Genomic DNA, 17,517 nt, shown 5'->3' on the forward strand with positions numbered 1-17,517 from the left:
AAGTAGACGTTGCAGTAACTGGGTGGGCCGACGCAATTGTCGGCAGTGCTCGAAGGAGTAGTCGCGCAACCGGATAGCAGCAGTCCGGCGGCAACTGCTGCGGCAGCGAAACGGGCGGAGCGTTTGATCGCGGAGCGAAGTGTCATCGATATCGCCGGTGGGAAAGAGAGCGGTGCGATTAGCGATAGAGCTGGTTCAGATAGTTCATCTGGCCATCTTCCTCGGCTTCGATCAGTTCCCGATAGACCTGAGCCCGCGTCTTGCCATGAACATCGGCAGCCTTCGGCGAATTCCACTTGCCGGCCGATGAGAGCGTCGTGAAACGGTCGAGCGTGCCGCCCACCGGCGGCGCGGCGACGGCCGATGTGGCCGCGATCTCGAAGCCGGTGGCGAGCAGCAGCGTGAGAGCGGCGCTTTGTCGAAGCTTATGCATCGTCGGCGCCTCAGTGCGCGTAAATCGTCGAATTCAGATACGCAAGCTGGCCATCCTTCTCCGCATGCACCAGCTCCCGATAAACCTGTGCGCGCGTCTTTTCGCCGGTGGCCTGGCCGTAAGGCGGAACCCACGAGCCCGCGGCGTTGACGGCAGCAGTGGTGTTCGCAGCGACTTGCATTGACGGTGCGGCGGTCTGTTGAGTCGGCGCCGCGTTCGATTGAGCGAAGGCGGATGCCGTTGCGGTCGCGCCGATGAAAGCGATGGCGAGCGTCAGTGATTTCATATTCGTAATCCTCAAAAATCAGATTGGATGGGGCCGATTCGCGAATCTCGTTGCATTCGTGGATCGGTTGATGAGAAGGATAGTCAACCGGCTTTAGCGGATCGGCGGTGTGTGCATGAAGAGATATTTATCCGTTCAAGCGTCGATGAGACGATGAATCAGGCACTCGCCGCATGCATTTCACGAAGATAAAAAACGTTTCATGAAGCGGCCTGTTTTGATCACGGGTGTGTCACCGCGTCTATCTACATTGCGGCTACCCGCACGGTGTGCGGGATCGGTCCGGCGATGCGCGGACCGGCGCCTTCTCTTACCCGGAATCAGACATGAATAAAGCATTGGCAACCACACTCGTCGCGCTCGCGGGCACTTGCTGCGCGGCAGCGCATGCGCAAAGCAGCGTGACGCTCTACGGCACGCTCGATACGGGCCTCGATTACATCAGCAATCAGAAAACGGCCGCCGGCGGGAAAAGCAACGCGATGCTGGAAAGCGGCAACCTGAGCACCGATCGCTGGGGCCTGCGCGGCAACGAAGGTCTGGGCGGCGGATTGAGCGCGGTCTTCGATCTCGAGAACGGCTTCAATATCGACAGCGGCAAATTCTCCAACGGCGGCGACGAGTTCGGCCGGCAAGCATGGGTCGGGATCGCGAGCAAGCAGTGGGGCACCGTGACCTTGGGCCGGCAGTACGACTTTCTGGTGGATTTCGTCGCACCGCTGTCGGCGACCGGTTCGGGCTTCGGCGGAAATATCGCCGATCATCCGTTCGATAACGACAACCTCAACAACGATCTGCGCATGAACAACGCGCTGAAATTCCGCAGCGCGACCTACGACGGTTTAACGGTCGGCGGCGCCTATGCGTTCAGCAACGCAGCGGGCGGCTTCAGCAACAACAACGCCTATAGCCTCGGCGCGCAATGGGCAGGTGGTCCGTTCAATCTGGCCGTCGCGTATCTGCAGATCGATCAGCCGGGTGGCGTCAATCAGCCCACCAATTCGGGCGGTGCAGTGAGCAGCAGCGATGGCGATGCGACCTTTACCGGCGCGCGTCAACGCATCTTCGGTGCGGCTGGACGCTATACGTTCGGCGCGGCGACGGTAGGCCTCGTCTTTACGCGTACGATGCTCGACGATCCGCATCAGATCACGCAGGGCGGCGCTTATTCGACACTAGACGGCGACCTGCTGACCTTCAATAACTACGAGCTGAACGCGCGCTACGCTTTGACACCCGCGTTCACACTCGGCGGTTCGTACACATTTACCGACGGACATTTCAGCGATGCGGGCAAGAGCGTGTCGCCGAAATGGAATCAGTTCATGCTGCAAGCGGACTACGCCGTGTCGCGCCGCACCGATCTGTATCTCGAAGGCGTTTATCAGCACGTGTCGGGCGCGGACGGCATCGCGGTGCTCGACAATGCTTCGATCTATTCGCTGGCGGCTTCTTCGAGCGACCGCCAGGCCGTGGTGGCTGTGGGGATCCGGCACAGGTTCTGAGCGAAGCGAGCGGACTATCCGCTCGGCGCAGGTGCCAGCACAAACGCCAATACGCAAAAGTCGCCGGTGGTGAGCCGGCGACTTTGTTTATGCATTGTGTGACGCTTTAACTCGCGGCGTCGGCAACATGGTTCTTAACAGCGGGCGCTTGCGACTGTGCCGCCTGGACGTCAGGCGCGCGCGTGGTGCCCTCGGCCGACCAGCCGCCGCCCAATGCCTGGATCAACCCCACGGAGGCCAGCAAACGCCGCGTATTGAGGTTCAACGCGGCGATCTGCGTATCGAGCTCGGTGGTTTGCGCCGTCACCACGTCCAGATAGCTGACCACGCCGTCACGGTAGCGCGACATCGACAGCGTCAACGTGCGCTGCGCGGCGATGAGCGCCTCGTTCTGTTTCGTGGCTTCGTCGCCGAGATGATGCAGTTGCGCAAGATTGTCCTCGACTTGCTGGAAGGCGAGCAGCACCGCGGTCTTGTACTTCGCGCCATTCTCCGCGAGCCTGGCGCGGGCCTGCCCGGTCATCGCGGCGCGGCGGCCGCCGTCGAACAGCGTGAACACGAGGCTCGGCCCAACCGACCAGATTTCATTCGGCGCCATCAGCCACGGCGAGAGCGTGTCGCTTTGATAACCGCCGTCGAGGCCGAGCGAAATGTCCGGAAAGAACGCCGCCTTGGCGACGCCGATCTGCGCATTGGCCTCGGCCACGCGCCGTTCAGCGGCGGCGATGTCGGGCCGCCGTTGCAGCAGCGCCGCCGGCACGCCGGCCGGGATGGACGGCAGGTAAGCCGATTCGGTCACGGCGCGGAGCGTGAAGTTCGACGCGGGCGCGCCAGTCAGGCTGGCGATCGCGTGTTCGTAGAGTGCGCGCTGCGCGGCGATGTCGTCGGCGGAAGCGCGCGCCGTGTCGAGTTGCGTCTGCGCGCGTGACACGTCGAGATCCGACGCGATGCCGCCGGCGTGACGGCTCAGTGTGAGCGTGAGGGCGCGCTGATAGGTGTCGATCGTATCGTTCAGCAGTTGTTGCTGGGCGTCGAGTCCGCGCAGGTTGAAATAGGCGCTCGCGAGATTCGCCTGCAAACTCAGGCGTACCGATTCGAGATCGGCTTCGCTTGCCTGCATCGCGGCACGGCCGGCGGCCACTTCATTGCGGATCTTGCCCCACAGGTCGAGGTCGTAGGCGATGCCGACGTCGACGGTATTGGTGCCGTACACCGCGGGCTGTCCCGCGCCGCGCAGTGGCCGGTTATCCGATTGACGCTGGCGTTCGACCGACGCTTCGGCGCCGATCGTCGGGAACAAACCCGCACGCGCCTGCGAGAGATAGGCCGTCGCTTCATCGTGACGCGCGACGGCCGCGGCGACGTCGGGGTTGGCGACCGCCACCTGTTCTTCGAGGCGGTCGAGCACGGGATCGCGATACACGCGCCACCACGCATCGCGTGGCACGCGGTCGGCGGGGCGGGCGAGCTGCCAGGGGCCGCTTTCCTTGAACGCGGTAGGGATGCTGGTGGGCGGCGCATGATAGGTCGGCGCGAACGAGCAGCCGTTCAGCAATGCCGCGGCCGCCAACGCGATGCATAGGCGGCGTTTATCCATGAGTGCGCTCCGCCGCGCGCCGGCCGGCGAGCGCGGTGTCGTTCGTGCCGGTTGCGCCGGCCTGCAGGCGCACTTCGTCGCCTGATGCGAGCGAGTCGGGCGGGTTGTCGATCACGCGATCCGTCGCGTTCAAACCCGAGGCGATCTCGACGTGCGTGCCGAGATCCGTCGCTATCGATATGGGCTTGAGTTCGGCGCGATTGTCCTTGCCCACGACCGCGACCTGCAAACCGTTCTGCCGGAAGATCAGCGAACTTGCCGGAATCGACAATGCGTGTTCGTTGGTGGGCAACGCGAAATGCACCTCGGTGTACTCGCCGGGGATCAGCAAGCCGTCGTGATTGTCGACCGCGAGTTGAACCAGCAAGGTGCCGGATGACGGCGTGATGGCGTCGTCGGTATCGACGAGCTTCGCATTGAACTTCACGCCCGGCCGTTCGGGCACCGTGAGCGTGGCGCTCATGCCGGGCTGGATCGCAGCCGCTTCATCCTGCGGCACGCTCACGTAGACGCGCAACTGATGCGCGTCGGACACCGAGAACAATTCCGGCCCGTTGCCGCCGCCCGCATTGATGAGCGCACCGATGTCCGTAGTGCGTGCCGTGACGACGCCGTCGAACGGTGCGGTAATGCGCTTGAACGATTCGAGCGCTTCGAGGCGCCGCACGTTGGCTTCGTTAGCGGCGACGGTGGCCTGTTTGGCGACGAGATCGCTGGTCTTCTCATCGGCGTCCTGCTGCGAGACGGAGTCCTGTTGCAACATCTGCGTCCAGCGGCGCGCGGTGGAAGCCGCGAGTTTTTCGTTGGCCACCGAGTTCTGCAAATCGGCGCGCGCCTGCTGCAATTGCTGATCGAGATCGGGCGTGTCGATCTCGCCGAGCAACTGGCCGGCTTTGACATGCGTGCCGATATCCGCGTACCACGCATGCAGATAGCCGGACACGCGCGCATAGATCGGCGCATTGACGAAGGCGGACAGGCGGCCGGGCAGCACCAGCGCCTGAGCGTCGAGGTCGTGCTTCGGCGTGTACGCCACCACGGTCGGCACGGCTTGCTGAGCGGACCAGGTAGTGAGTTCCTGTTTCGCATGCACGCGGCTGGCCATGCCGCTCGCCACGATGCCGGCTGCCGCCAGCAGCGCGACGATGCCGGCGAGCTTCAGATGGCGCAGCCGTTTCGGCGAATTGATCTCGATCTCAGTGGACATGATGGACTCCGGATTCGGAAGATGAGTGATCGTGAGAAGAACGGTGTGCCGCGGCGTCGCGCCGGTGCACGATGCTGAACACGACGGGGACGAACAGCAGCGTGGCGAAGGTCGCGCAGATCAGTCCGCCGATCACCGCGCGGCCGAGCGGCGCGTTCTGCTCGCCGCCGTCGCCGAGACCGAGCGCCATCGGCGCCATGCCGATGATCATCGCGAGCGCGGTCATCAACACGGGGCGAAAGCGCGTGAAGCCCGCTTCCATCGCGGCCACCAGGGCATTGCCGGTAATCGCCAGCCGTTCGCGCGCGAAGCTCACCACCAGAATGCTGTTGGCGGTCGCGACACCCATGCAGAGAATCGCGCCGGTCAACGCGGGCACCGAAAGCGGCGTGTGCGTGGTGAACAGCATCCACACGATGCCCGCCAAAGCAGCGGGCAATGCGGTGACGATCACGAACGCGTCGCTCCACGAATGGAAGTTCACGACGATCAGCAGGTAGATCAACAGAATCGCGCCGACCAGGCCGAGCGACAAACCGAGGAACGCGCTATTCATGGTTTGCACCTGGCCGCGCAGCGTGACGATGGAACCCTTGGGCACATCCTTCGAAGTCGCGTGCACGATGTTCTGGATCTTCGCCGCCACCGCGCCGAGATCCTGGCCCTGGGTTGTCGCGAACACGTCGTAGAGCGGTTCGATGTTGTAGTGCGAGACCACCGCATTGCCCACGCCGCGCGTGATCGTCGCAATGCCGCCGAGAATCTGCGCCTGGCCGCTCTTGCCGGTCACGGGCAGGTTGTTCAGATCCGACAGGGACGTCATGCGGTATTGCGGGGTCTGCGCGACGATCGGATACGACACGCCGTTCTTCGGATTGAGCCAGTACGTCGGCGACACCTGACTCGTGCCGGACAGACTCGCCACCACGGAGTTGGTGACATCCTGTTCGGTGATGCCGAGCTGATCGGCGCGCGAGCGGTCCACGGAGACGGTGAACTGCGGATACGTCGACGCCTGTTGCATGCGCGTATCGGCAATGCCGGGAATCATGCGCATGCGGCGCATGACATCGTTCGCGTACTGGTGATTGGCGGCCTGATTCGGGCCGGCCACTTGCAGATCGATCGGCGCGGGTGCACCGAAATTCAGAATCTGGCTGACGATATCCGCCGGCAGGAACGCGAACGTCGTACCCGGAAACTGGCGTGGCAGCGTTTCACGCAATGTCCGCACGAAACCCGCTGTGGGCTGGTGCTTTTCGTTCAGCGAGATCAGAATGTCGCCGTCTTGCGGCCCAATCGTGCCGCTATTGTTATACGTAAGGTTGATCCCGCTATTCGGCAAACCGATGTTGTCGACGATGCTGCGCAACTGGTTCGGCGGAATCGCGCGGCGCACGGCGTTCTCGATCAGATCGAACTGCGCGGCGGTATCTTCGATCCGCGTGCCGACCGGCGCGCGCACGTGGATCGCGATTTCGCCGGAGTCGATATCGGGGAAGAAATTGCGGCCGAGCCACGGTGCGAGCAGGAACGACGCGCCGACCACGATCAGAAAGCCGCTCACGAAGCGCTTGCGATGTGTGAGCGCGAGACCGAGCACGATGCGGTACACGCCGCGCACGCGTTCGAAGCGCTGCTCGAAGCCGCGCTGGAAGCGCACCAGCGGATTGCTCGAAGGCGCCGCTTTCGTGTGGCCACCGTGCGGGTCCATCGTCGCGGCCAGTTCGCCGGATGCGTGGCCGCCCGATGCATGGGCGCGCAGCAGATATTGCGCCATCATCGGCACGAAGGTGCGCGAGAGGATGAACGAGGCGATCATCGCGAAGATGACGGCCTCGGCCATCGGCACGAACAGGAAGCGCGCAATGCCGTCGAGCAGCAGCATCGGCACGAACACGATGCAGATGCACAGCAGCGACACGAACGCGGGCGCGACGATCTGCGCGGCGCCGTCGAGAATCGCGCTCTTTACGTCCTTGCCCTGTTCCAGATGCCAGTTGATGTTCTCGATCGTGACGGTGGCATCGTCGACCAGAATCCCCACCGCCAGGGCGAGGCCGCCGAGCGTCATCACGTTGAGCGTTTCGCCCATCGCCGCGAGCCCGGCGATGGCGGCCAGCACGGCGAGCGGAATGGACGCCGCGATGATCAGCGTGGAGCGCCAGCTGCCGAGGAACAGCAGGATCATCAGCGAGGTGAGTGCGGCGGCGATCACGCCCTCGCGCGCCACGCCGCTGACGGCGCCTTTTACGAAGGTCGATTGATCGCCCATCGTGACGAGCTTGAGCCCCGGCGGCAAGGTCGCTTCGATACGCGGCAGTTGCGCCTTCACGCCGGCGATGATGTCGAGCGTGGAGGCGGAGCCGTTCTTCAGGATGCTCATCAGCACCGCGCGGTGTCCGTCCACGCGCACCACGTTGCCTTGCGGCGGATAGCCGTCGCGTACGTGCGCCACATCGCGGATATAGATGGTGGCGCCATCCACGGTTTTGATAGGCAGCGCGTTCAGCTCGTCGAGCGCGAGCGGACTGTTGTTCAGCTTGATGTTGTATTCGAAGCGGCCAATCTTCTCCGTGCCCGCCGGAATGATCTGATTCTGCTGCGCGAGTGCGGTGGCGACATCGTTCGCCGAGAGCTTTTTCGCCTGCAAGGCCTGCGGGTCGAGATCGATCTGCACCTCACGGGTCTTGCCGCCGTACGGTGTGGGAATCGCCACGCCCGGCACGCTCAGCAATTGCGGACGAATGAAGTTGGTCGCGTAATCGGCGAGCTTTTGTTCGTCCAGCGTATTGCTGGTCAGCGCCAATTGCAGCACCGGCACCGTGGACGCGTTGTAGTTCAGGATCTGCGGCGGCGTGGTGCCGGGCGGCATCTGCTTGAGCACCGTCTGCGAAACCGAAGTCACCTGGGCGGTCGCGGTGCGGATATCCACCGTCGGCTGAAAGAAAATCTTCACGATGCCGTAGCCGCGAAACGATTGCGACTCGATATGCGCGATGTCGTTGACGGTGGTGCCGAGCGTGCGTTCGTAGTAAGTGACGATGCGCCCGGACATGTCGTCCGGTTGCAGGCCGGCGTAATTCCAGACCACGCTGATCACGGGAATGCGGATGTCGGGAAAGATATCCGTCGGCGTGCGCAACGCGGCAAGCGGGCCGATCAACAGGATCAGCATCGCGAGCACGATGAACGTGTAGGGCCGGGTCAAAGCTAACCGGACTATTTTTAACATCGAAGGCTGCTCCGTTCAGAGGCGCGGTTGAATCTGCGCGGGCGTGTGGCAATGAGGACTCGCGCCAGCGGCGCGGTCCGGTAACGACATTCTGGGGAGCGGGTCCTAACAGGCGCGGACAAAACAAATGAAACTAGTTTTAGGAAGCGGCGTGTGATGTGCGCTTGCGTCGATAGGTGTGCTCAAGCAGCTTTGGCGCCGCATGCGGCGCCAAAGTTTGTTGTTCAGACACGCGAACGCGCTTGTGTCACCCGAACAGGTAGCCCGAGCCGCGAATCGTGCGAATCAACGGACGCTCGCCGGGCATCTCGACTTTCTTGCGCAAACGCCCCACGTGGACGTCGATCAGATTCGTGCCCGGATCGAAGCGGCAGCCCCATACGGCTTCGAAGATCATGGTGCGCGTAAGCACCTGGCCGGTGTGGCGCATCATGAATTCGAGCACGCGGAATTCCGTGGGTTGCAGATCGAGTTCGCGCTGCCGGTGGGTGACTTTGCGGCGCACCAGGTCCAGTTCGAGCGCGCCGTTGCGCAGCATCGTTTCGGCTTTCGCGTGACGCGGGCGTCGCCGCAATAGCACCTCGACGCGCGCGAACATTTCCTCTGGCGAGAAGGGTTTGGTCAGATAGTCGTCGCCGCCGGCCCGCAAGCCCTGAATGCGCTGATCGACATCGGACATCGCGCTCATCACCAGTACGGGCGTTTCCATGCCGACGCCGCGCATGGTCGCGACGATCGTCAGGCCGTCGAGGTCGGGCAGCATGCGGTCGAGCGTGACGACGTCGTAATCGCCCGCCATCACCTTCGCCATGCCTTCGCGGCCGGTGTGCGCCACATCGACGGAAAAGCCGCTCGCGCTGAGCGTGCGAACGATGTCGTGAGCGATCAGCTCGTCATCTTCAATCGTCAATATCCTGGGCATGATGCGCGCGCCCGCTTCACGCAACCGCGCGCAGTGCAACCGGCCGGTCCGGCGCGCGATACTGGCTGACCGCGAAGTCGATGAAGCTGCGCACGCGCATCGACAGGTAATTGCGGCCGGAGTACAGGATTGACACCTGACGCGGGCCGCCGTTGATCTCGAACTGTTCGAGCACGGGGAGCAGCGTGCCGCGCGCGAGATCGTCCGCGATGATCGGCATGGGCAGCAAGGCAATGCCCATATGGTTGAGCGCGGCCACGCGCACCATCGCGCTGCTGGTCGCGGTGAGCGCGCTGCCGGTATTGACGCGATAGATGCCGTCGGCGTCCGCGAACTCCCAGGCGCGCGATGAACCGTCCGACACCGTCAGCAGGCCATGGCGGTTCAGGGCGGCGGGATCGCGCGGCGTGCCGTTGCGTGCCAGATAGGTCGGCGACGCAACCGTGAGTTCATCGACGCTGGTGAGCGTGCGGCTCACCAGCGTGGAATTGGCGAGGCGCCGGTCGTCGCAGAAGCACACGTCGAAGCCTCCTTCCACGAGGTCGATGTGCGTGTCGAACGTCGTCACGTCGAAGTCCACACGCGGATGCAGCGTGCGGTAGGCGGCCAGCAGTGCGCCCAGACCCGCGGTGGCGAAGGTCATGGGCGTGGCGATCCGTAACGTGCCCTGCGGGTCGCGTGTGGTCTCCAGCAGATTCGATTCCATTTCGTCGAGCTTTTCGATGATCGCGCGGCAGCCGTCAAGATATTCGCGGCCCACGTCCGTCAGCGAAAGACTGCGCGTGGTGCGGTTCAGGAGGCGCATGTTCAGATGCGCTTCGAGCGTGCCGACGCTGCGCGTAACCGCGGCCGCGGACATGCCTAACTGTCTCGCCGCGAGATTGAAGCTGGCGAGATCGACTACTCGTGTGAAGACACGCATCGCTTGTAGCTGGTTCATGTTGGAACAGTAGAGAAGTGCGATGGGTGCATCATCGGCGATGACGGATAAATCCGCGCTGCTAGGTGCATTAAGTCTTTTTTAATTTTGTGCAATGTTCATGAACTGTATGCGCGGACTGCCTGCCGTTTCCAGACGAACCATCAGCAACGCTAAGCAATAGACAAAAAAAGAGCGCGGCCAAAGCCGCGCTTGCGAAAGAGACTTGAATGAAAGTAACCGCAGCTACGCGGCGGTTGAAGTATAGGTGCGTTGCCTGGCGCGTTGCGCGTGTGATCTGAAACGCAGTCCTGCGTGAAACGCAACAAGCGCGCGTGCCGGTGTTTCAGTTGAGCATGCCATGCACTTCCAGCGAGGCTTCGAGCTGCTGCGTAAGCGCGCGGTGCAGTTTGGCGAGGCTTGCGGTGGGCAGTGCGAAACCGGCCCAGCCGAGACCGGAGTGACGCAGGAACAGCACGGCGCCATCGTGCAGCGGATGCTTTTCCGCATGCCAGCACGGGTCGATCTCGATCACGTACTGGTGGGTGCGCAGCGGCTCCTTGGGCACCTCCGGGCGCATACCGGCGCGCAGCGCGCTGAGGTGTTCGATCACGGCGTCCAGATCGGCCACCTCGAGCAACACGGCGCTATCGTCGATGGCGATACGAACCGCGTGCTGACCATATTCGTTGACTCTCTCGATGCTCATGGGGCGCGACATGTGCTGGCTCCTTGGGGCTATCACGATGCACAAATTATGTCGCTGCCGCGCCTCGCGAATCCTTAAAGAGCACGATCCATGGATGAAACTTTGTTTAAGAAACGCGCCTGTTGCACTTCTCGCAACCGGCATTCAATCCTCTGATGTTTGCGTTGATTGTGCGCTGCAACGACTAAATGTTCATACGTATAAATCCGCCAATGTTTCAATATAGAAACGTTTTCAGACCTTCGAGAAATGCGTTTGGAAAGATTTAATGCAGACTGCTTCGTTAAATTGAGGTTGATTGCATCGGGCACTCGGTAAATTCCCAATTTGCGAATAAAACCGCTATTGAATGGTCATTATCTGAGAGGTTCGCAGTTCAGGTTTGAAACACTTTTGGATGTTGCTTCGCCATACGCAGGTCACAAATCGGCTGCCGTCCGACGCGTCTGGATGCCACCTGTCGATGCCTGAAGAGGCAGGCTGGTAGCCGCTTCGCGGTAAAGAGGCGAAATCGCGCCGGTATCATTTGCTGTGGCGCGCACGCAACCGTTTGTTCTCATATCAAACGCGAGATAACGGTTTTCTTCATACATTCTGTTTCTCGATGTAAATTGTTTTTCAAATTTACTATAGCGATCCATTCCGTTACCATCACGCTTAATCCGTTAAGTGGCGTGCCGCGATTTCAGCTGGCAATAATCATTCCGCTCATACCGGCCGCTAACGGCGATCGGGGTCCACAATGTACGACAGTTTGGGGAAATATCATGCCGCACATGCACCTTGATACTGCGAGGATCACCTGGTTACATACGCCCACGCTGAATGTGCGTAGTGCAACGCGGCGCATCGGCGTGTTGCTGTTCGACGGCTTCTGGCTGCTCGGCCCAGGCACGGTGGTGGAAATGTTCCAGACCGCGAACGAACTCTCGGGTTCGCGCGCCGGTGAAGAGCAGCCTTACGAAGTGCAATTCCTTTCCATGGACGGCGGCAGCGTCGCCAGTTCCTCTTCCGCGCGCATCTGGACTGACCGTATCGACGCGCGCTTTGCCAGCGGTTTCGACGTGCTGTTCATCGCGGGCGGCTACGGCGCGCATGTGGCCGCGCGCGACGAGCGGGTGCTTGGCTGGCTGCGCTCGGTGCAATCGCGCACACGTGCGATCGAAACGATCGGTGAAGGGCGGCTCGTGCTGGAAGCGGCCGGCCCGACGGATAGCGACGGACCGCAGGTGAACCGCTATCTCAGCAGTGTTACGGGTGAGTCCGCGCTCAACGCGTCCAACGACCGTAATGACTGCGCCCGCAGCGCGCTCATGTTCATCAAACGCGATCTCGGTGCCGAGCTGGCCCGCAGCGTCGCCGACCGTGTGATGCCCGGCATGGCTGCTACGTGGGTGCCGCTGCCGGCAGAAGGCGGCACGCTCAGCGTGGCCGAGAAGATCCGCGCTGCAGCTCGCTGGATGGAGGCCAATTGCGACCGTCCGGTTTCGGTGGCCGACGCCGCGCAGGTCGCGGCGATGAGCGAGCGCAATTTCCTGCGGCGTTTCAAGCATGAAATGCAGGTCACGCCGTCGGACTATCTGTTGCAGGTTCGCCTGCGCATTGCCTGCAACTTCCTGACCGAGACCGAACTGCCGGTCGACAAGATCGCCCGGCGCAGCGGTACGGGCAACGGCGATCGTCTCGCGAAGATTTTCCGCAAGCGCATGGCGCTGTCTCCAACCGAATATCGCGCGCGCAGCCGCGTGGCGAGCGAGGCATAACAATCATGCAGGTGCCCGAGCCGGCGGCGGGGTGCCTTACGACACGTGGACGCGTCCTCCGTCGTGGCGGCCGCGTTTTCGCCGGTCAGGTTTCTTACGGGCGCAGCAGCAATGGGCAACAAGGTGATCGCAACGGCATTGCCGGAGGTGAAACTCATCGAGCCCGAGGTGTTTTGCGACGAGTTCGGCTTCTGCTTCGAGAGCTTTAGCGCGGACGAGTTTATCGACGACGTCTCGCAAGCTTTTCAATTGGTGCAGGACCGGCATTCACGCGCGGTGCGTGGCGTATTGCGCGGCTTGCACTATCAGGTGCAACGCCCTCAGGGCCGGCTCATGCGGGTCGTAGTGGGCGAAGTGTTCGCCGTCGCCGTGGACGTGCGGCTCAATTCGCCGAATTTCGGCAAGTGGTGCGGGGCGCATCTGAGCGCGGCGAATTACCGGCAGATCTGGGCGCCGCCGGGCTTCGCGCACGGCTTTGTGGTGCTGTCCAACGTCGCCGAGTGTTTGTGGAAAACCACCGAATACTGGTTTCCCGAACTGGAGCGCTGCATTTTGTGGCGGGATCCCGACATCGGCATCGAGTGGCCGATCGATTTCGAGCCCACCCTTGGCGCGAAGGATGCCGGGGGCCGGCGTCTTTACGAAGCGGAAAACATCGCCTGAGCCAGGCGCACGGTCCGGCGCGCGCCGAGGTGCGTGCGAATCGTGCCGCGGATTTTCAGCGCGCCACCATCACGGCGCCGACGCTTGCGGTCACCACCAGCAGCGTGCCCATGATTTGCAAAATCCCCATCGGCTGATGCAGTACGACGAAGCCGGCCAACGCGCCGATCGCCGGCTCGACGCTCATCAGGATTCCGAATGAGGCGGCCGGCATGTGCCGCAACGCCACCATTTCCAGCGCGTACGGCAGCAGCGGGACCAATAGCGCGAGGCCCGCCGTCGCCGCGACCTGGCCCGCCGCGACATGCAGACCGCTTTGCGCCAATCCGAATGGCGTGGCCACGAGCGCCGCCGCGATCAGCGACACGGACAGCCCCTCGAGTCCCGCGAACAGGGTGCCGGTCTTCTTCATCAACACGATATAGCTGCCCCATCCGAGCGCCGCGCCGCAGGCGAGCAGCACGCCGAGCGGTTCACCGATCCAACCGGCCCGATCGCGCGACAGCAGGATCACGCCGGCGATCGCCAGCACGGGCCAGAGCAATGCGCGGGCGCGACGCACCGCGAAGGTCGCCACGGCGAGCGGCCCAAGAAAGTCGATCGCGACGGCGAGTCCCAACGGAATGCGCTGAAGCGCCGCGAAAAAGCACAGTGTCATGCCCGCCATTGCGGCGCCGAGCACACCCGCGGCAGTCCAATGAGCGCGCGAGTAACTCAGAAGGCGCGGGCGCACCAGCAAGGCGAGCACCAATGCCGCCCAGCACAGGCGCAGCCAGGTGGTGCTGAGTGAACCGTACGTGGCCATCGTCGGCGCGGAAAGTGCGGCGCCGAACTGCACGCACGACATCGACAGCACGCACAGCAATGCCGCGCCGGCAGCGCTGCGGGCGGGTTTCACGCTGGTTTGCGCGGGATTCAGCGCAGGTTGGAGAGTGGCGTCCTGCATGGTCGTCTGGTGAGTTGGCGGTCGATCGGAATTCGTCATCGCTATCTTATCGGTGCTGGCGGTATTAAGATAAGTTGATATTTCTTATGCCGACTTCAAGAACCCTTATGACCCGAGATCTCGACAGCAGCCTGTTGCGCGCCTTCGTCACCGTGGCGGAGACGGGCGCGGTGGGCGTGGCGGCGACGCGCCTCGCGCGCACCCAGGCCGCGGTTAGCATGCAATTGCGCCGGCTCGAAGACGAACTCGGGCAGCGTTTGCTCGACCGCTCGCCGCGCGGCGTGCAGCTCACCGAAGCGGGACATCTGCTACTGCCCTATGCCCACACGATACTCGGCGCGGGCGCCGATGCGCGCCGCGCGTTGAGCGCGGGGCAGGTGTCCGGCACCGTGCGGCTCGGCATGCTGGAGGACATTGCGGTCGGCCGGTTGCCACGGGCGTTGCGGCGCTTTTCGATCGCTTATCCTCAAGTGGCGCTGGAGATCGTCGTCGACAGCAGTGCGGCGTTATCGAACCGGCTCGCGGATGGCAGCCTCGACGTGGTGGTCGGCGATCCCGCGCTGGTCGACGCAGCTCCGCATCTCACGTGGAAGCAGCCGCTCTTCTGGGTCGGCGCGCGCGGCTTCAGTCGCGACACGCAGGCGGCGTTACCGGTGGTGGCATTCGGCGACGCGTGCCTGTGGCAGCAGCAGGTGTTGACGGCGTTGCGCCGCGCGGGAATCGCGTGGCGCATCGTGTGCACCAGTACCAGTCTGCCGGCCGTGCAATCCGCGGTTGAAGCGGGGCTCGGCGTGTCCGTGCTGCTCGACGGCAACATCCGTTCGGAGTCGATGCGCGTGCTCGGCCAGGCCGATGGTTTGCCCGATGCGCCCACTGCGGACTTCGGTCTCTTCATGGGCGAGGTTTCCGGCGCGCAGGCGGCTGCTGTGCAAACCTTGCAAACGTTTCTCTGCGAGGAGCTGCATCTCGGTTTGCGCGAAGGCGACCCGCAGCTTGCCGCGGCCCTGGCCTAATGCATCGTCGGCAGCTCCCATGTGAGTTTTTACGACATTTTTTCTTGAGACGCGTCCACGCGAAATCTACACTTCGGGCATCTTGATACCGCGAGGTGCTCAACGTGAAGCGACGTGCAACGAAGCAACAATCCGTTCGTATCGACTACGTGTGTCACGGCGTGGGCCGTGTCGAATTGCGCCGCTTCGATCCGGCGCGCGATTCGTTCGTCGCACTGACGGCGTTGTTGCATCGGGCCTTCGCGCCGCTCGGCGCGATGGGCCTCAATTGCACGTGCGTGGATCAGACCGTCGAGACGACACGCCTGCGCGCAACGCGCGGCGATTGTTATGTCGCGGTGTGCGACGGGCGCATCGTCGGCACGATGACTCTCTACGCGACGGATCGTGAATCGGCATGTGAGCTATACCGGCGCGACGATATCGCCAGCTTGCGCCAGTTCGCGGTCGAGCCGGTCTGGCAGGCGCGCGGTATCGGTACGTTGCTGATTGCCTTCGCCGACCATTGGGCCGCTACGCGCGGTTATGCGGAGCTTGCACTCGATACGCCGCAACCGGCCGCGCATCTGATCGCGTTTTATCGTGGACAGGGGTTTCGTATCGTCGATTTCGTACGCTTCGACGGCAAGGGTTATGACAGCGCGATCTTGAGCAAGCCGCCGGTGGCGACGCGTACGCTCGCTAACTGGTCGCATCGATTGAGTGTGCGTGCGCCGATTGCGCGCGCGGCGTGAAGACAAGGAAGCGGCAACGAAGCGATAACGAAGACGGAGAAGTGCTGCAGTGCAATGCGTGGAAGAAAACCTCTGGATGCAGGTCTGGCCTGAACTGAAAACCCCGGCGCGGTCAGCAACAATTGCAATACGGTACGGCAAGTATTGCAACGGAGTGCCGTTTTCGCGCCGGGGCAGGTGTGCTTCAACCTAAACAGTCAACTAGTTCATCAGCGTCGCATCACGCCCATCAGCAAGGTGACGAGGAAGATCACCACGAAGATGAAGAACAGGACCTTGGCGATTTCCGTCGCGCCTGCGGCTATGCCGCCAAAGCCGAATACCGCGGCGATGATCGCGATGATGAAGAAGATTGCAGCGTATCGAAGCATGGGGCCTCCCACCGATGGATTGCTGGATTAAATGGAAAACGGCGACTCGTTGTGGGCACTGCGTGCTTTGACGGGTTATTTGCCGGCGAGCGGAATAGAGCAATAGATGTGCCCAGACCTTGGCGCACCAAGGGGAGCCCCTGATCGGCCCGCTGCTTCTCTGCTGTTACCATCGCGGATCGTCGATTTCCGCACAGCCCGCCATGCAAGCCAATCCGCTCAGCGAGATTTCCCTGATCCGCAAGCTGAAGCTCAATCAGCTCATGATCTTCGAGCGCGTACTGGAAACGCGCTCGGTGGTGCGCGCAGCCAACGAAATGCGCCTCACGCAACCGGCCGTCACCAAAGTCATCCATGAACTCGAATCCTGTTTCGACGGCGCCTTGTTCGCGCGCTCGAATCGCGGCGTCGTGCCCACGGAACTGGGGCTGCTGCTCGGGCGGCGCGTCAAGTCGCTGATGGCGGAGTTGCGCTATATGACCGACGAGCTCAACGATTTCAGGCTCGGCACCAGCGGACATGTGATCGTCGGCACGCTCATCTCGGCATCGGCGCGGCTGTTGCCCGCTGCGATTGCCATGCTGAAGGCGCGCACACCGAACGTTCTCGTGACAGTGCGCGAAGGCACCACGGCGCATCTGTTTCCGGCGCTCGCCACCGGCGACCTGGATATCGTAGTGGGACGGCTGCCTGAACGCGAGTTGCCGATCGCCAGCGCTTTTCCGCTGACGCACGAGGCGCTCTTCGACGAATCGCTGTGCGTGGTGGTCGGCAAAGGCTATGGTCCCGCCCCGGCGGGCGTGACGCATCTGGCCGAGCTGGCCGGCTCGCCGTGGATTCTGCCGACGCCCGACTCGCCTGCGCGGCTCTCGGCGGAACATCTGTTTCGCGCGGCGGGCTTACCGCTTCCCACGGATATCGTGGAGTCGCTCTCGCTGCTGACGAATATCGGCTTGCTGCTCGATACGCCGAGGATCGCGCTGATGCCACGCGTCGCTGCGCAGCAGTTCGCCGAGGCGGGCTTGCTGCGGATTCTCGATTTGCCCGAGAGCGGCGCGTTCGGCACGGTCGGTTTTTCGGTGCGCTCGCACAAGGAGCAGAGCGCGGCGTGCCAGGCGTTTGTCGAGTGTCTGCGCGAGGCGGTCAAGGTGGCCGCGCCTGAACTCGATGTGCCCGCATGAGGAACTCTGGTATTCCGCTTTAGCATATCCAGC

General features: G+C 62.8%; 17 protein-coding genes. 6 read left to right on the forward strand and 11 right to left on the reverse strand.

The window, feature by feature from the left end; translation table 11 throughout:
- Positions 1–178 precede the first annotated feature (178 nt).
- Entirely contained in the window at positions 179–433 is a 255-nt protein-coding gene (locus PQR54_RS18760; RefSeq protein ID WP_408248240.1) for a DUF4148 domain-containing protein, read from the reverse strand.
- Between the two features lie 10 nt (positions 434–443).
- Positions 444–719 carry a DUF4148 domain-containing protein gene (locus PQR54_RS18765; protein ID WP_408248242.1) on the reverse strand — a complete coding sequence of 92 codons (276 nt, stop codon included), beginning with the start codon at positions 717–719 and terminating at the stop codon, positions 444–446.
- Positions 720–1,045: 326 nt separating this feature from the next.
- On the opposite strand from PQR54_RS18765, the gene PQR54_RS18770 reads away from it, so the two are divergent.
- Positions 1,046–2,224 (forward strand): porin, encoded by a 1,179-nt coding sequence (locus tag PQR54_RS18770; protein WP_408248244.1) that lies wholly within the window; start codon positions 1,046–1,048, stop codon positions 2,222–2,224.
- Between the two features lie 106 nt (positions 2,225–2,330).
- Here the strand turns inward: PQR54_RS18770 and PQR54_RS18775 are convergent, their stop codons facing one another.
- From PQR54_RS18775 to PQR54_RS18805, 7 genes are all read right to left on the reverse strand, one after another.
- The gene (locus tag PQR54_RS18775; RefSeq protein WP_408248246.1) at positions 2,331–3,821 is read right to left on the reverse strand and encodes an efflux transporter outer membrane subunit; all 1,491 of its coding nucleotides are present in this window, start codon (positions 3,819–3,821) and stop codon (positions 2,331–2,333) included.
- Complete coding sequence (locus tag PQR54_RS18780) at positions 3,814–5,028, reverse strand: efflux RND transporter periplasmic adaptor subunit (RefSeq protein WP_408248248.1); 1,215 nt, start codon at positions 5,026–5,028, stop codon at positions 3,814–3,816. The genes PQR54_RS18775 and PQR54_RS18780 overlap by 8 nt, the downstream gene beginning before the upstream one ends.
- Positions 5,018–8,263: an efflux RND transporter permease subunit gene (locus PQR54_RS18785; RefSeq protein ID WP_408248250.1), complete on the reverse strand. Its 3,246-nt coding sequence runs from the start codon at positions 8,261–8,263 to the stop codon at positions 5,018–5,020. Before PQR54_RS18785 ends, PQR54_RS18780 begins: the two co-directional genes overlap by 11 nt.
- Before the next feature lie 247 nt (positions 8,264–8,510).
- Positions 8,511–9,185, reverse strand: coding sequence for a response regulator transcription factor (locus tag PQR54_RS18790; protein WP_408248252.1), 675 nt, complete (start codon positions 9,183–9,185; stop codon positions 8,511–8,513).
- 16 nt (positions 9,186–9,201) lie between these two features.
- Entirely contained in the window at positions 9,202–10,125 is a 924-nt protein-coding gene (locus PQR54_RS18795) for a LysR family transcriptional regulator (protein WP_408248253.1), read from the reverse strand.
- 325 nt (positions 10,126–10,450) lie between these two features.
- Positions 10,451–10,825, reverse strand: a complete 375-nt coding sequence (locus PQR54_RS18800) for a hypothetical protein (RefSeq protein WP_408248255.1) — start codon at positions 10,823–10,825, stop codon at positions 10,451–10,453.
- Between the two features lie 407 nt (positions 10,826–11,232).
- Positions 11,233–11,454 carry a hypothetical protein gene (locus tag PQR54_RS18805; protein ID WP_408248257.1) on the reverse strand — a complete coding sequence of 74 codons (222 nt, stop codon included), beginning with the start codon at positions 11,452–11,454 and terminating at the stop codon, positions 11,233–11,235.
- A 126-nt stretch (positions 11,455–11,580) separates the two neighbouring features.
- On the opposite strand from PQR54_RS18805, the gene PQR54_RS18810 reads away from it, so the two are divergent.
- Together PQR54_RS18810 and rfbC are read left to right on the forward strand one after the other, a co-directional pair.
- A complete protein-coding gene (locus tag PQR54_RS18810) occupies positions 11,581–12,576 on the forward strand; it encodes a GlxA family transcriptional regulator (RefSeq protein ID WP_106312152.1) in 996 nt (331 codons plus the stop codon).
- A 111-nt stretch (positions 12,577–12,687) separates the two neighbouring features.
- The gene (gene rfbC / locus PQR54_RS18815) at positions 12,688–13,239 is read left to right on the forward strand and encodes a dTDP-4-dehydrorhamnose 3,5-epimerase (protein WP_408248679.1); all 552 of its coding nucleotides are present in this window, start codon (positions 12,688–12,690) and stop codon (positions 13,237–13,239) included.
- A gap of 55 nt (positions 13,240–13,294) precedes the next feature.
- Here the strand turns inward: rfbC and PQR54_RS18820 are convergent, their stop codons facing one another.
- Positions 13,295–14,185: an EamA family transporter gene (locus PQR54_RS18820; RefSeq protein ID WP_408248259.1), complete on the reverse strand. Its 891-nt coding sequence runs from the start codon at positions 14,183–14,185 to the stop codon at positions 13,295–13,297.
- Positions 14,186–14,292: 107 nt separating this feature from the next.
- On the opposite strand from PQR54_RS18820, the gene PQR54_RS18825 reads away from it, so the two are divergent.
- Both PQR54_RS18825 and PQR54_RS18830 read left to right on the forward strand, forming a co-directional pair.
- Entirely contained in the window at positions 14,293–15,198 is a 906-nt protein-coding gene (locus PQR54_RS18825; protein WP_408248261.1) for a LysR substrate-binding domain-containing protein, read from the forward strand.
- Between the two features lie 104 nt (positions 15,199–15,302).
- A complete protein-coding gene (locus PQR54_RS18830) occupies positions 15,303–15,932 on the forward strand; it encodes a GNAT family N-acetyltransferase (protein ID WP_408248263.1) in 630 nt (209 codons plus the stop codon).
- Positions 15,933–16,141: 209 nt separating this feature from the next.
- Here PQR54_RS18830 and PQR54_RS18835 read toward each other — a convergent pair whose 3' ends face one another.
- Positions 16,142–16,303, reverse strand: a complete 162-nt coding sequence (locus PQR54_RS18835; protein WP_007182451.1) for a DUF1328 domain-containing protein — start codon at positions 16,301–16,303, stop codon at positions 16,142–16,144.
- A 203-nt stretch (positions 16,304–16,506) separates the two neighbouring features.
- Here PQR54_RS18835 and PQR54_RS18840 point away from each other — a divergent pair, with 203 nt between their 5' ends.
- The gene (locus PQR54_RS18840) at positions 16,507–17,484 is read left to right on the forward strand and encodes a LysR substrate-binding domain-containing protein (RefSeq protein ID WP_408248265.1); all 978 of its coding nucleotides are present in this window, start codon (positions 16,507–16,509) and stop codon (positions 17,482–17,484) included.
- Positions 17,485–17,517 lie beyond the last annotated feature (33 nt).

The sequence above is a fragment of the Paraburkholderia phytofirmans genome (assembly GCF_046028095.1).
Taxonomy (GTDB): Bacteria; Pseudomonadota; Gammaproteobacteria; order Burkholderiales; family Burkholderiaceae; genus Paraburkholderia; species Paraburkholderia phytofirmans_A.